The 14266-nt window shown below is 60.2% G+C and carries 12 protein-coding genes; 7 read left to right on the forward strand and 5 right to left on the reverse strand.

Going from position 1 to position 14266, the window contains the following annotated elements; translation table 11 throughout:
- Positions 1-181: 181 nt before the first annotated feature.
- The 5 genes from J3P91_RS15380 to J3P91_RS15400 are packed head-to-tail and all read right to left on the reverse strand — an operon-like array spanning position 182 to position 6692.
- Entirely contained in the window at positions 182-559 is a 378-nt protein-coding gene (locus J3P91_RS15380; protein ID WP_434573902.1) for a response regulator, read from the reverse strand.
- Positions 552-1817: a hybrid sensor histidine kinase/response regulator gene (locus J3P91_RS15385; protein WP_434600946.1), complete on the reverse strand. Its 1266-nt coding sequence runs from the start codon at positions 1815-1817 to the stop codon at positions 552-554. The genes J3P91_RS15380 and J3P91_RS15385 overlap by 8 nt, the downstream gene beginning before the upstream one ends.
- 5 nt (positions 1818-1822) lie before the next feature.
- Positions 1823-2410 (reverse strand): chemotaxis protein CheB, encoded by a 588-nt coding sequence (locus J3P91_RS15390; RefSeq protein ID WP_434600947.1) that lies wholly within the window; start codon positions 2408-2410, stop codon positions 1823-1825.
- Positions 2407-3222 carry a CheR family methyltransferase gene (locus tag J3P91_RS15395; RefSeq protein ID WP_434573896.1) on the reverse strand — a complete coding sequence of 272 codons (816 nt, stop codon included), beginning with the start codon at positions 3220-3222 and terminating at the stop codon, positions 2407-2409. Before J3P91_RS15395 ends, J3P91_RS15390 begins: the two co-directional genes overlap by 4 nt.
- Entirely contained in the window at positions 3222-6692 is a 3471-nt protein-coding gene (locus tag J3P91_RS15400; RefSeq protein ID WP_434600948.1) for a response regulator, read from the reverse strand. The genes J3P91_RS15395 and J3P91_RS15400 overlap by 1 nt, the downstream gene beginning before the upstream one ends.
- Before the next feature lie 257 nt (positions 6693-6949).
- On the opposite strand from J3P91_RS15400, the gene J3P91_RS15405 reads away from it, so the two are divergent.
- From J3P91_RS15405 to J3P91_RS15435, 7 genes are all read left to right on the forward strand, one after another.
- Positions 6950-7321 carry a response regulator gene (locus J3P91_RS15405; protein ID WP_434573892.1) on the forward strand — a complete coding sequence of 124 codons (372 nt, stop codon included), beginning with the start codon at positions 6950-6952 and terminating at the stop codon, positions 7319-7321.
- A gap of 75 nt (positions 7322-7396) precedes the next feature.
- Entirely contained in the window at positions 7397-8689 is a 1293-nt protein-coding gene (locus J3P91_RS15410; RefSeq protein WP_434573889.1) for a glycosyltransferase, read from the forward strand.
- 80 nt (positions 8690-8769) lie between these two features.
- Positions 8770-9675, forward strand: coding sequence for an AraC family transcriptional regulator (locus J3P91_RS15415; protein ID WP_305500721.1), 906 nt, complete (start codon positions 8770-8772; stop codon positions 9673-9675).
- 196 nt (positions 9676-9871) lie between these two features.
- Positions 9872-11182 carry an ABC transporter substrate-binding protein gene (locus J3P91_RS15420; RefSeq protein WP_434573885.1) on the forward strand — a complete coding sequence of 437 codons (1311 nt, stop codon included), beginning with the start codon at positions 9872-9874 and terminating at the stop codon, positions 11180-11182.
- Between the two features lie 163 nt (positions 11183-11345).
- Entirely contained in the window at positions 11346-12281 is a 936-nt protein-coding gene (locus tag J3P91_RS15425; RefSeq protein WP_053184628.1) for a carbohydrate ABC transporter permease, read from the forward strand.
- A gap of 10 nt (positions 12282-12291) precedes the next feature.
- On the forward strand, positions 12292-13122 hold the full coding sequence (locus J3P91_RS15430; RefSeq protein ID WP_014338173.1) for a carbohydrate ABC transporter permease: 831 nt from the start codon (positions 12292-12294) through the stop codon (positions 13120-13122).
- 39 nt (positions 13123-13161) lie between these two features.
- Positions 13162-14265 carry an ABC transporter ATP-binding protein gene (locus J3P91_RS15435; protein WP_434600949.1) on the forward strand — a complete coding sequence of 368 codons (1104 nt, stop codon included), beginning with the start codon at positions 13162-13164 and terminating at the stop codon, positions 14263-14265.
- Position 14266 lies beyond the last annotated feature (1 nt).

Here is a 14266-nt window from a genome sequence, read left to right on the forward strand (position 1 = left end):
ACGGAGCAATGCCGGAGTGAGGGCATGCCGAGCCTTGGCGAGGCACCGAGTGGTGGGGCAAAGCCTTTTTGGTTACTTTTTTGGCGTCTGAAAAAAGTGACCCGCCGTAAGGGCGGAACCCTAAGTAGCCGTTACCGAAGAAACGGATATACACCCATTGAAGCCCAAACAACCGGCTGAACTACGACAACATCCCCTGCATGATCTTCTGCAACACATCCAGATCAAACGGCTTGTCCAGAATCGGCGCCTTACGCGTGATGGGGCTATCGGTCTCGCGCACTTCCTGAGCATACCCACTGATAAAGATGACCTTCAGGTCCGGACGCAACCTCACCGCAGGCTCGGCGATCTGCACCCCGGAAATCCCCCCCGGCAGACGGAAGTCGGTAATCATCATGTCCAGGTGAGGCTTGCTCGCCAGAATCTCGAACGCCTGCTCGCCGTTTTCAGCCTGGAGCACCCGGTATCCTTCGCCAGACAGGTAGGCCGACAGCACCATCAGGATCGACGGATCATCCTCGACAATCAGTACAACGTCTTGCGCATCTTCACTCATGAGAAGCCTTTGTTGGATCAATAGCTGCTGATACGACCTTGGGGCCACTCAGAGGTTGCGTCCGTTCGCCAGTTTTCTGAAAAGGCAGACAAACGCGAAACAACGCCCCTTCGTTGAGGCGGCTATTGACCGTAATGATACCGCCATGGGCGGTGACAATCTGCTCGGAGATGAACAAGCCCAGCCCCAGGCCAGCGGTGGCGGCCTTGGACGATACCCGCTCGAACTGCTGGAAGATGCGTTTCTGGTTCTCTTCGCTGATGCCGATACCGTGATCCTGCACTTCGATGCAGGCGTGGTCGGGCGTCTGGTAGACGCGCACCTCGATCGAGCTCTTGCTGCCATAACGCAACGCGTTGGTCAGCAGGTTCGAGACCACCTGCTCGATGCGAAACTCATCCCAGTGCCCTTCCACCATAGGCTCGGCGGTACAACTCACGGAGCATTCGGCGGCAGCGATCTGCGGCTGGAAGTTGCGCAGCAGGTTCTCCACCAGCGCCGTCAGGTTGAAGCGGGTCGGACGGATGGACAACTTCCCGGTGCGAATCCGGGACACGTCCAGCATGTCCTCGATCAAGCGGATCAGGCTTTTGATCTGGCGCTCATCGCGTTCAACCATCGCCTTGATCTTGTCCAGGGTGAACGCCGAGGCGTTGTCGCGCGCCAAGTGCATCTTGCGCAACTGCGTTTCCAGGATCAGGCCGTTAAGCGGCGTACGAACCTCATGGGCGACGATCGACATGAAATCGTCCCGCATACGCACCGCCTGCTCGAGCTCGCCACGGGTGGCTTGCAACTGCTGGAGCAATTGCTCCTGCTCCCGGCGACTCTGCTCGAGAGCTAGCACTTGTTCCTTCATCGCCTTGCGCTGGCGATAGAGCTCGACGAACACGCTGACCTTGCTTTTGACCGCGTGGGTGTCCAGCGGCTTGTGCAGGAAATCCACCGCGCCGCTTTCATAGCCGGTGAATGCATAGTTGCGCTCGCGGCCGGCGGCGCTGACAAAAATGATCGGGATGCTGCGGGTCTTTTCCGTGCCGCGCATCAGCTCGGCCAATTCGAATCCGTTCATGCCCGGCATCTGCACATCAATGATCGCCAGGGCAAAGTCGTGTTGCAACAGCAGCGACAGCGCTTCATCCGCCGACAAGGCCTTGAAGACCTCGCGGTCCTCGCGCTTGATCAGCGCTTCCAGGGCCAACAGATTCTCAGGCAGATCGTCGACGATCAGCAGTTTGGCTTGAATATCTCTTGGCATGTGGTTCATTCCAGCCCGGCCAGCAACTGGCCGATGCCCTGTAAAGTTAGGATATGGTCGGGCTCATGCAACGTAAGCGCCGCTTCGGGCATGGTGGAAACCTGTGCCTCCTTCGGGTCCTGGACGACGGTGATGCCGCCCAGCTCTTTCACCCTGGCCAACCCCCTGGCGCCGTCATTGTTGGCACCGGTCAGGACCACTGCCAGCAGACGAGGACCATAGACATCGGCGGCCGACTCGAACAACACGTCGATCGATGGCCGCGAATGGTGCACCGGCGCTTCTAGGCTCAGTGACAGGCTGCGATCAGCCTCGATCGACAGGTGATAACCGGGCGTTGCGACATACAACGTGCCCGGGCGTATGTCCTGCTTGTCCCGGGCTTCTTCGACGGGTATTGCCAGGCGATGACGAAACACCTGGGCCAACTGGCTGTTACGTTCGTCGGGCAAATGCAGCACCACGAGGACAGGCAGGCTGAAGCCCTTGCGCAGAGGCGTGAAGATGTTGAGCAGCGCCTCGACGCCTCCGGCGGAAGCGCCGACTACGATGGCCTCGATCAGGGGCCTGGATCTGTCCGTCATTGGGCTCATAACTTGCGATAGATCCGTTCCTGTTTGACCAACGGCTCGAACTGCTTGCCGAAAGCCGAAAAATCCAGTGTTTCCTTACTGCCCAACACCAGAAAACCACGATGGCAGAGGGACTCATGAAACAGTCCAAATGCGCGATCTTGCAGCTTTTTATTAAAATAAATCAATACGTTACGACATGAAATCAACTGAGTTTCGGAAAACACGCTGTCCGTCGCAAGGCTGTGATCGGCAAAGGTCACATTCTGACGCAGGGTTTTGTCGAACATGGCGTAATCGTAGGCGGCCGTGTAGTAGTCGGCAAACGAACGCCGGCCTCCGGCGAGCTGGTAATTCTGGGTGTAGGCCCGGACATTCTCCAAGGAAAAAATGCCTTGTTTGGCTTTCTCCAGTGAACGCGGATTGATGTCAGTGGCGTAGATCAGAGTGCGGTCCAACAGCCCCTCTTCGTGCAGCAGGATCGCCATGGAGTAGACCTCTTCACCGGTGCTGCAGCCGGCGATCCAGATCTTGATCGAGGGATACGTCTTGAGCAGCGGCACCACTTCCTCGCGAATGGCCAGGAAGTGCGCAGGGTCGCGAAACATCTCGCTGACTGGAATCGTCAGCAGTTGGAGCAATTGCATGAACGCGCTCGGGTCGTGCAGTACGCGCTCTTGCAAGGCCGAGATGGTCTTGCATTCGAACTGATTCAACGCATGCAGGACCCGGCGCTTGATGGAGGCGCCGGAATAGTCACGAAAGTCGTAGCTGTACTTCAGATAGATCGCTTCGATCAACAAACGAAGTTCGATGTCAGTGTTTCGTTCCACTAGATTCTTTCCATATTCGGCAACCACACGCGAATCAGTGAGAACAGGCGATCCAGGTCGATCGGCTTGGCCAGGTAATCGTTGGAGCCCGCCGCCAGGCAGCGCTCCTGGTCATCCTTCATGGCCTTGGCGGTCACGGCGATGATCGGCAACTTGCGCCAGCGCGGGTCCTTGCGGATCAGCGCGGTGGCTTCAAAGCCGTCCATCTCGGGCATCATCACGTCCATCAGCACCAGATCGATATCCTCGACTTCGTTCAGCCGTTCGATCGCTTCGTAACCGTTACGGCCGATGACCACGACGGCGCCTTTCGCCTCCAGGGCGCTGGTCAGGGCAAAAATGTTGCGCACATCGTCGTCCACCAGCAGCACCTTGCGGCCTTCGAAAACCTTGTCGCGGCTGCGGGCGGTCTGCAGCATCCGCTGTCGTTCATGGGACAACCGCGATTCGACTTTGTGCAGAAAGAGTGTGACTTCGTCCAGCAAGCGTTCCGGCGAGCGCGCGCCCTTGATGATGATCGAGCGCGAGTATTTGCGCAGTTCGGCTTCTTCATCACGGGTCAGGTTGCGCCCGGTGTAGACGATCACCGGCGGAAACGAGCAGATCTCTTCGCTGGACATGCGTTTGAGCAAGTCATTGCCGAGCATATCCGGCAGCTTGAGGTCGATGATCATGCAGTCATAGACATGCGTGCGCAGCAGATCCAGCGCCTGCTGGGCCAGGCCGACCGCGGTGATCTCGATATCATCGTCGCCGATCAGCCGGGTAATGCTGTCGCGCTGCAAGTCATCGTCTTCCACCAGCAGCACGCGCTTGACCTTCTGGGTCAGCTTGGCTTCCAGGCGCGCGAAAACGTCCTTGAGCTCTTCTCGGGTCGTCGGTTTGACGGCATAACCGATCGCGCCCATGTGCATCGCCGCTTCGACGCGGTCCTCGACGGAAATGACGTGCACCGGGATGTGCCGGGTCTGGGCCTGCTCCTTGAGCCGCTGCAACACGGTCAGCCCGGAATGGTCAGGCAAACGCATGTCCAGCAGGATCGCGTCCGGGCTCAGTTGCAAGGCCAGGTCAAAGCCTTCGTCAGCGCCATGGGCGACCAGGCACTGATAGCCCAGTTCATGGGCCAGATCGAACAGGATCCGGGCAAACTTTGGTTCGTCTTCGATAACCAGAATGCAACGGGTAGCGAAAGGCGCCTTGTCCCGGTCATCGGCAAATTGCGGCACAGGGGTTTCCACCTCGGCGACCAGTGTCGGAGCCGGCACATGAGCCGGGGCAGTGGTCGTCGGGGTGAACGCCATCGGTGCGACAGGCGCCTCCCCTGGCTCGACATAACGCCCAGGCATCACCAGCGTGAACACACTGCCCTGCCCCGGCTCGCTGGAGACCGAGATCGAGCCGCCGAGCAACGTCGCCAGGTCGCGGGAAATCGACAGCCCCAGGCCGGTGCCGCCGTAACGCCGGTTGGTGGTGCCGTCGGCCTGGCGGAACGCCTCGAAAATACTCTGCTGCTGGTCGGCGGCGATGCCGATCCCCGAGTCGCGCACCATGAACGCGATACCCGAGCCGGGCTGGCCGGTGATAGTCAGGCAGACGGAACCCTGCTCGGTGAACTTCACCGCATTGGACAAAAGATTCTTGAGTACCTGCTCCAGGCGCTGGCGATCGGTATACAGCATCGACGGCGCGTCAGGCTGCAACTGCACCTCGAAACTCAGGCCCTTGTCTGCCGCCAGCGGCTTGAACATGTCCCGCAGCCCTTCGACCAGGCGAGGCACGCTGGTGTTTTCCGGGCGCACCTCGAGTTTTCCGGCCTCGACCTTGGAAATGTCCAGGATGTCGTTGATCAGGTTCAGCAAGTCATTGCCGGCGGAGTAGATCGATTCGGCAAACTTGACCTGTTCGTCGCTGAGGTTCCTCTGCGGGTTTTCCGCCAGCAGCTTGGACAGGATCAACGAACTGTTGAGCGGCGTGCGCAGCTCATGGGACATGTTGGCGAGAAATTCGGACTTGTACTTGCTCGAACGCTGCAGCTCTTCGGCGCGCTCCTGCAATTGGATCTGGGCCAGGTTCAACTCGCTGTTCTTCTGGTCCATGGCGTCGCGCTGCTCGGCCAACTGCTCGTTCGTCTGCTCCAGCTCCTGCTGCTGGGCTTCCAGGTGGGCCTGGGATTCCTTGAGGATGCGCGACTGTTCCTCGAGCTCTTCGTTGGCCGTCTTGAGTTCTTCCTGCTGCACCTGCAACTCTTCGTTGAGTTGCTGGGTTTCGGCCAATACTTCCTGCAGACGCTGACGGTAACGGGCCGCTTCGATGGAGGTGCCGATATTGCCGGCCACCAGTTCCAGCAACTCGATGTCCCGCCCGGTCAGGGGACGCAGGAAGCCCAGCTCGATGACACCATTGATGCGGTCGTCGTCACGGGTCGGCACCACCATCACGCAGTTAGGCAGCCCTTGGCCGAGCCCTGAGCTGACCTTGAGGTAATCACTTGGCACGTCATCCAGACGGATGAGCCGCCCTTGGCGCACGGCCTGCCCGACGATGCCTTCGCCGTCCATGACCATCTGGTGCTGTTCGTCGTCTTCCCGGGACATGCCATAGGTGGCGATGCGCTTGAGCACGCCGTTTTCCTCCCGCGCATACAGTGCGGCAACGACGCTGCCCAGGTACTGGGCGCAGAACTGCAGAATGTTGCGCCCCAAAAGATTCAGCGTCAGTTGGCCGAGCACCTGCTCGGCCAGTTGAGTCTGGCCGTTGCGCAACCACGCCTGCTTTTCCAGATGCAGGGCGCTTTCTTGCTGGACTTTCAGGCTCGCGCTGTAGTTGCTCGACAGGGCCAACAGATCGCGCCGCCCCACGTAGGCCAGCAACCCGCTGATGGCCGCGACGAAGAGCAAATACAGGGCAATGCTCCAGAGCGTCGTGGTGCGCACCTGCTCGTTGCGCTCGGCGCGCAACTGCTGCTCGGTTTCGACGATGTCTTCGAAGGTCGTGCGGATCTCGTCCGTCAACCGTTTGCCACGCCCCTTCTTCACCGCGCCGCGGTAATCACCGCTGCTGCGCTGCAGGTCGATCATGCTCTGGGCATAGTTGGCCCATTCTGTCTGCAGTGCCTGGACCTTACGCAGGCGATCGGTCTGGACGGGATTGTCGGCTGTCAATTCCAACAATGTATCCAGGGCCACGGCGATGCGCGGCTTGGCCACCTCGTAAGGGTCGAGGAAATGCTCGTCGCCGCTCAGCAGGTAACCGCGCATGCCGGTTTCCAGATCGACGCTCAGCTTCAGCGCTTCATTGGCATTGTTGATGACGCGATCGGTGTGCCCGACCCACTGGATCACCGACAGCAGATAAGTGATCAACACGATGAAAAACACCGCGCTGAGTGCACCCATGCCCAGCGGCAGGCTGATATTGCGGCTCAGGAGCTTGCGAAAACTTTGTTCGTCGACCGAAGACGAAGGAGTCATGGAAAAGGCCTTGGTGGACAATTGAAGACGATGGAGTTTGCCCAAAAATACGGGTTGGATCCACACATCTGACAAGGCAATGCCACAATTTCCTGACGGTACGACCGGGTCATAAGGATGCGACTATCCTTGTCAGCTCTTGTACTATAGATCCTTTCTTGTACAACCTCGGGAACTTGTACCGCTTCGCTACTTACTCATGCATACGGCTACTTTTTGCCGCGCCCCTACCGATTCCATCTTCCGAGAAGTCTATTATGTCCGTCCCCGCTTCTGACACCCCCTCCACCATCCTGGTAGTCGAAGACGACAACATCGTGCGCATGTTGATTGTCGATGTGCTGGAAGAACTGGAATACAAGGTTTTGGAAGCTGACGGCTGCGAGCAGGCACTTGAGTTTCTGAACGATGACGCTCAGCCCATCGCCCTGATGATGACGGACGTCGGCCTGCCGGTCATGGACGGCCGCGAGCTGGCGAAACGGGCCCAACTGGCCAGGCCCGGGCTGCCGATCCTGTTCGCTAGCGGTTATGCCGAAAGCATCGATGTGCCGGAAGGCATGAACGTGATCGGCAAACCCTTCTCCATCGACCAACTACGCGACAAGGTCAAAAAGATTCTTTCTTGAGCCCAGGCGCATTCTTGGTCACTATCGGCGCCCCGCGCGCCGACCGCGCCTGACCCGCCTCAAGGAATGTCCCTCATGTCTCATCCCACCGCCACCAAGGTCCTGGTGATCGGCTATGTCTGGCCCGAGCCACGCTCATCGGCGGCCGGTGGGCATGTCATGCAGTTATTGGAGGCTTTTCTCGGGCAAGGCTGGGACATCACTTTCAGCAGCCCCGCCAGGCCCGGGGAAAACCGCGCCGACCTGATCGCCCTGGGCATCCGCGAGGTACCGATCGAGCTCAATAACAGCAGTTTTGACGCATTCATCAGCGAACTCGCGCCCGATGTCGTCCTGTTCGACCAGTACATGATGGAAGAACAGTTTGGCTGGCGAGTCGAGAAGCACTGCCCCGACGCCCTGCGCGTGCTGGAAACCTCCGACCTGCAAAGCCTGCGCCACGCGCGACATCAGCGCTTGAAGGATCGCTTGAAAGCCGATGAAACCTGCGAGGATTTCAGCGACCTGTTCGCCCCCGCCCTGCGCGAAGAATTCGAGCTGATGGCCGACACCGACCTGGCCAAGCGCGAGATTGCCGCCCTGTACCGGTGTGACCTGAACCTGATGGTGTCTGAAGTCGAGATCGAACTGTTGGTGGAGCACTTCAAGGTGCCCCGTGAGCTGTTGCTCTGGTGCCCATTGATGCTCGACCTGCCTGAGCAAGCCTTCGTGCCGTTCGAAGAACGGGCGCACTTCCTCAGCATCGGCAATTTCCGCCATGCACCGAACTGGGACGCCGTACTCTGGATGAAAAATGCCGTGTGGCCGCTGATTCGCCAGCGACTGCCCGGTGCACAGCTGCATCTGTATGGCGCCTACACCCCACCCAAGGCCGCAGCGCTGCATAACCCGGCCCAAGGCTTTTACATCATGAACTGGGCGGAGGATGCCTTGCAGGTCATGTCCGCGGCGCGCATCTGCCTGGCCCCCCTGCGTTTCGGCGCGGGCATCAAGGGCAAACTGATCGAAGCCATGCTCTGCGGCACGCCCAGCGTCACCACGCCCATCGGTGCCGAAGCCATGCACGCCGGCATGCCCTGGCCCGGTGTCATCGCGCAGAGCGCCGAGGACATCGCCAACGCCGCCGTACAGCTGTATAGCGATCAGGCACGCTGGGCCGATGCCCAGGACGCCGGGCTGGCTTTGCTGGCGGCGCGCTTTCGCCGGCAGGTGCACGGCCCGGCGCTGACCGACAGCATCAATGCCTGTCGTGCCGATCTGGCGCGCCGACGCCGGGACAACTTCACCGGCAGCATGCTGCGCCATCACCAGCACAAGAGCACCCAGTACATGTCCCAGTGGATCGAAGAGAAGAACCGCAACAGCTGACCGGCCTTCGTTCCGGGGCTGGAACCTGCGCGGCGAAGGGGGCATTATCCAGCGGCGATAACAATAAAAGCGCCAGGCCCATGACCCGAACAGCCAGAGTCACCGACCCTTCCTACGAGTTGATGGACGACCACAACGGGCTGTCCATCATCTATCGCCAGCACGGCTTTCCTTGCCCGCTGGTGCGCTGGCATTTCCACAAGGAATACGAGCTGCACCTGATCGTCGCCAGTTCGGGCAAGGTCTTCATCGGCGACTACATCGGCAATTTTTCTCCGCAGTCGCTGTTCCTTACCGGCCCCAACCTGCCCCACAACTGGATCAGCCAGGTGGCCGAGGACGAAGTGGTGCCCAAGCGCGACATGCTGGTGAACTTCACTGATGAGCTGTTTGAAAGCGGCAACCAGGTGTTCGCCGAGCTCAAGACCCTCGCACCGCTGCTGGAGCGTGCCCAGCACGGCATCGAATTTCGCTGCAAGCGCACCATCCGCCAGGCCATGACGTTGATGCAACGCATCGCCGACGCCCAGGGCATGAGCCGGCTGGGCTACTTTTTTATCCTGATGGAGCTGCTGGCGGCCTGCGACGACTTCCAGCTGCTTTCCGGCGCCACCACACCACACGCGGCGGACGAGCACAGCATCGACCGCACCAACCGCGCGGTGGATTACATCTTTGCCCATTACGCCCGGGAGTTGCCCCTGGAAGAAGTCGCCGAGCACCTGGGCATGAAACCCACCTATTTCAGCCGGGTTTTCAAGCAAGCCACGGGGCGTTGCTTCATCGAATTCGTCAATCGCCTGCGCATCAGCAAATCTTGCGAGCTACTGGCCGATGGCGACAAACCAGTGACCGATGTGTGCTTCGAGTCGGGCTTCAACAATATTTCCAACTTCAACCGACGCTTCCAGCAACTCAAGGGCATGACCCCGTCGCACTACCGGCGGCTGGCGGTGCAGCGGTTGACCGAGCAGAACCAGGCCTGACCTTTACCCGATTCCCTCGCCACGGGTTTTTCGCAAATCCCATCCAGTGCAAAAAAGTATCAGTAAAAGTGCGACGAATGATTTGTCATGCAATCCATTGAGGGCTGTAATCAGCGCACATTCTTCCTCTCATCCGGAAGACACAAAAACAATAACTGTCCTTCTGCAGCCCGTGGGCGCGGAAAAGGAGTGCGCGATGAAACCTTCGGTAAAAGCTCTGCTTGTCTCCACCTGCATGACCCTCAGCAGCGTCAGTTTCGGCGCGCAAACCCTGACCATTGCCACCGTCAACAACAGCGACATGATCCGCATGCAAAAGCTTTCGAAGACTTTCGAGGCCGAGCACCCGGACATCACGCTGAACTGGGTGGTGCTCGAAGAAAACGTCCTGCGCCAGCGCCTGACCACCGACATCGCCACCCAGGGTGGACAGTTCGACGTGCTGACCATTGGCATGTACGAAGCCGCACTGTGGGGAGCCAAGGGCTGGCTGGAGCCGATGAAGGACCTGCCGGCGTCCTACGACCTGGAAGACGTCTTCCCTTCCGTGCGCGATGGCTTGTCGGTCAAGGGCTCGTTGTACGCCCTGCCGTTCTATGCCGAAAGCTCGATCACCTATTACCGCACGGACCTGTTCAAGAACGCCGGGCTGAGCATGCCTGAGCACCCGACCTGGACCCAGATCGGTGAATTCGCGCAAAAGCTCACCGACAAGTCCAAGGAACAGTATGGCCTGTGCCTGCGGGGCAAGGCCGGTTGGGGCGAGAACATGGCGCTGATCACGACCCTGGCCAACGGTTTTGGTGCGCGCTGGTTCGATGAGAAGTGGCAGCCGGAGTTCAATGGGCCTGAGTGGAAGGATGCCCTGAACTTCTACGTCGACAACATGAAGAAATCCGGCCCGCCGGGCGCGTCCAGCAACGGCTTCAACGAGAACCTGGCCCTGTTCAACAGCGGCAAGTGCGCGATGTGGGTCGATGCCAGCGTCGCCGGTTCGTTCGTGACCGACAAGACCCAGAGCAAGGTGGCCGATCACGTCGGGTTCACCTTCGCCCCCCACGAAAAAACCGACAAGGGCACCTCCTGGATGTACTCCTGGTCGCTGGCCATCCCGACCAGTTCCAAAGCCAAGGACGCGGCCAAGGTCTTCACCACTTGGGCAACGTCCAAGGAATACGGCCAACTGGTCGCCAAGACCGACGGCATTGCCAACGTACCGCCAGGCACCCGCGCCTCGACCTACAGCGACGAGTACATGAAGGCCGCACCGTTTGCCAAGGTGACGCTGGAGTCGTTGAAAGTCGCCGACCCGAAAGCACCGACGCTCAAGCCCGTGCCTTACATCGGCATTCAGTTGGTGACCATTCCCGAGTTCCAGGCCATCGGCACCCAGGTCGGCAAGTTCTTCTCCGGCGCGCTGACCGGCCAGCAGAGCGTGGACCAGGCATTGACCGCCGCGCAGTCCACCACCGAGCGCGAGATGAAACGCGCCGGGTATCCCAAGTAAAGACTTGTAAATATCCATTTGTGGCGAGGGAGCTTGCTCCCGCTGGCGGGCAAAGCCCGCCCTGGCGATCAGAAAGATTGCCTATGGGCATGGGCCCGCTGCGCGGTCCAGCGGGAGCAAGCTCCCTCGCCACAGGGAATGTGTTGCATAAGAGTAAGCGCTCATGAATAGCTCAACGACAACCGCCAAAGCCCCCATCGAGATTGCTCCGCCGCCAGCCCGCAAGATCCGCCTGGCCAACCCCGGCTGGTTCCTGGTCAGCCCGTCGGTCGCCTTGTTACTGCTGTGGATGATCGTGCCGCTGGGCATGACCGTCTATTTCTCGATGATCCGTTACAACCTGCTCTACCCCGGTGAAAACGAATTCGTCGGGCTGGAGAACTTCACTTACTTCCTGACCGATTCGGGCTTCATGCCCGGTGCCACCAATACCTTGCTGCTGGTGGGCAGCGTGCTGCTGATCAGTATCGTGCTCGGCGTATTGATCAGCGCGTTGCTGGAGGCCAGCGAGTTTTTCGGTCGCGGCATCGTGCGGGTGTTGCTGATCTCGCCGTTTTTCATCATGCCCACCGTCGGCGCGCTGATCTGGAAGAACCTGATTTTCCATCCGGTCTCCGGCATCCTCGCCTCGGTGTGGAAGCTCTTCGGTGCGCAGCCGGTGGACTGGCTGGCGCATTACCCGTTGCTGTCGATCATCATTATCGTGTCGTGGCAATGGCTGCCCTTCGCGATCCTGATCCTGATGACCGCCATGCAGTCCCTCGACCAGGAACAGAAAGAAGCCGCGCGCCTGGACGGAGCCGGACCGATCGCGATTTTCTGGCACCTGACCCTGCCACACCTGGCGCGTCCGATTGCCGTGGTGCTGATGATCGAGACGATTTTCCTGCTGTCGGTGTTCGCCGAGATCTTCACCACCACCAACGGTGGCCCTGGCTACGCCTCCACCAACCTCGCCTACCTGATCTACAACCAGGCGCTGGTGCAGTTCGACGTCGGCATGGCGTCAGCCGGTGGCCTGATCGCCGTGGTGATCGCCAACATCGCCGCCATCATCCTGGTCCGGATGATCGGCAAAAACCTCACCGACAAGCATTGAGGCCGTCGCCATGACTCTTCAACAATCCCGTCGCCTGCAAAGCCTGCTGCTGGGCACGTTGGCCTGGGCCATCGCGATCCTGATCTTCTTTCCGATCTTCTGGATGGTGCTGACCAGCTTCAAGACTGAAATCGACGCCTTCGCCACGCCGCCGCAGTTCATCTTCGCGCCGACACTGGAGAACTACCTGCACATCAACGAGCGCAGCAACTACTTCAGCTTCGCCTGGAACTCGGTGGTGATTTCCTTCAGCGCCACCGCCCTGTGCCTGCTGATCGCGGTGCCGGCGGCCTACTCCATGGCGTTCTACGAAACCCAGCGCACCAAAGGCACGCTGCTGTGGATGCTCTCCACCAAAATGCTGCCGCCGGTGGGCGTGCTGATGCCGATCTATCTGCTGGCCAAGCAGTTCGGCCTGCTGGACACGCGCCTCGCGCTGATCATCATCTACACCCTGATCAACCTGCCCATCGTGGTCTGGATGATTTACACCTACTTCAAGGACATCCCGCGCGACATCCTCGAAGCCGCGCGCCTGGACGGTGCCACCCTGTGGCAGGAAATGGTCCGCGTGCTGCTGCCGATCGCCAAGGGCGGCCTCGCGTCAACGGTGCTGCTGTCGCTGATCCTGTGCTGGAACGAGGCGTTCTGGTCGCTCAACCTGACCTCATCCAAAGCCGCGCCGCTGACAGCACTGATCGCCTCGTATTCCAGCCCCGAGGGCCTGTTCTGGGCCAAGTTGTCCGCCGTCTCGACCCTGGCCTGCGCGCCGATCCTGATTTTCGGCTGGATCAGCCAGAAACAGCTGGTGCGCGGTTTGTCCTTCGGCGCGGTGAAGTAACGCGCCCTACACACTCATCAGAAGTGGAGGCCCATCATCATGGCCAACCTGAAAATCAAGAATCTGCAAAAAGGCTTCGAAGGCTTCTCCATCATCAAGGGCATCGACCTTGAAGTGAACGACCGCGAGTTCGTGGTCTTCGTCGGCCCCTCGGGCTGCGGCAAGTCCACGCTGCTGCGGCTGATCGCCGGCCTGGAAGAAGTCAGCGACGGCACCATCGAGCTGGACGGCCGTGACATCACCGAAGTCAGCCCGGCTAAGCGCGACCTGGCGATGGTGTTCCAGACCTATGCCCTGTACCCGCACATGAGCGTGCGCAAGAACATGTCCTTCGCCCTCGACCTCGCCGGTGTGCCCAAGGCCGAGGTGGAAAAAAAAGTCAACGAAGCGGCGCGCATCCTCGAACTGGGGCCGATGCTGGAGCGCAAGCCCAAGCAGCTGTCCGGCGGCCAGCGCCAGCGCGTCGCGATCGGCCGGGCCATCGTGCGCAACCCGAAAATCTTCCTCTTCGACGAGCCCTTGTCGAACCTCGACGCCGCGCTGCGCGTGCAGATGCGCCTGGAACTGGCGCGCCTGCATAAAGAGTTGCAGGCAACCATGATCTACGTGACCCACGACCAGGTCGAAGCCATGACCCTGGCCGACAAGGTGGTGGTGCTCAACGGCGGGCGCATCGAGCAGGTCGGCTCGCCGCTGGAGCTGTATCACCAGCCGGCCAACCTGTTCGTCGCCGGGTTCCTCGGCACGCCGAAGATGGGTTTTCTCAAGGGCAAGGTCACCGGCCTGGACGGCCAGGGTTGTGAAGTGCTGCTGGACGCCGGCACCCGCATCAGCCTGCCGCGCAGCGGTGCCAACCTGAGCGTCGGCGGCGCGGTAACCCTGGGGATTCGCCCGGAACACCTGAACCTGGCGCAACCGGGTGATTGCACGCTGCGGGTCACCGCCGATGTCAGCGAACGCCTGGGCAGCGACACCTTCTGCCATGTCGTCACCGCCTCCGGCGAAGCCCTGACCATGCGCGTGCGGGGTGACCTGGCGAGCCGTTTCGGCGAGCAACTGGAGCTGCACCTGGACGCCGAACACTGCCACTTATTCGATGCCGAAGGCGTTGCGGTTTCCCGCGCGCTGCGCGCTGCCGCCTGAT

This window comes from Pseudomonas sp. Z4-7, assembly GCF_051131965.1.
Lineage (GTDB): Bacteria > Pseudomonadota > Gammaproteobacteria > Pseudomonadales > Pseudomonadaceae > Aquipseudomonas.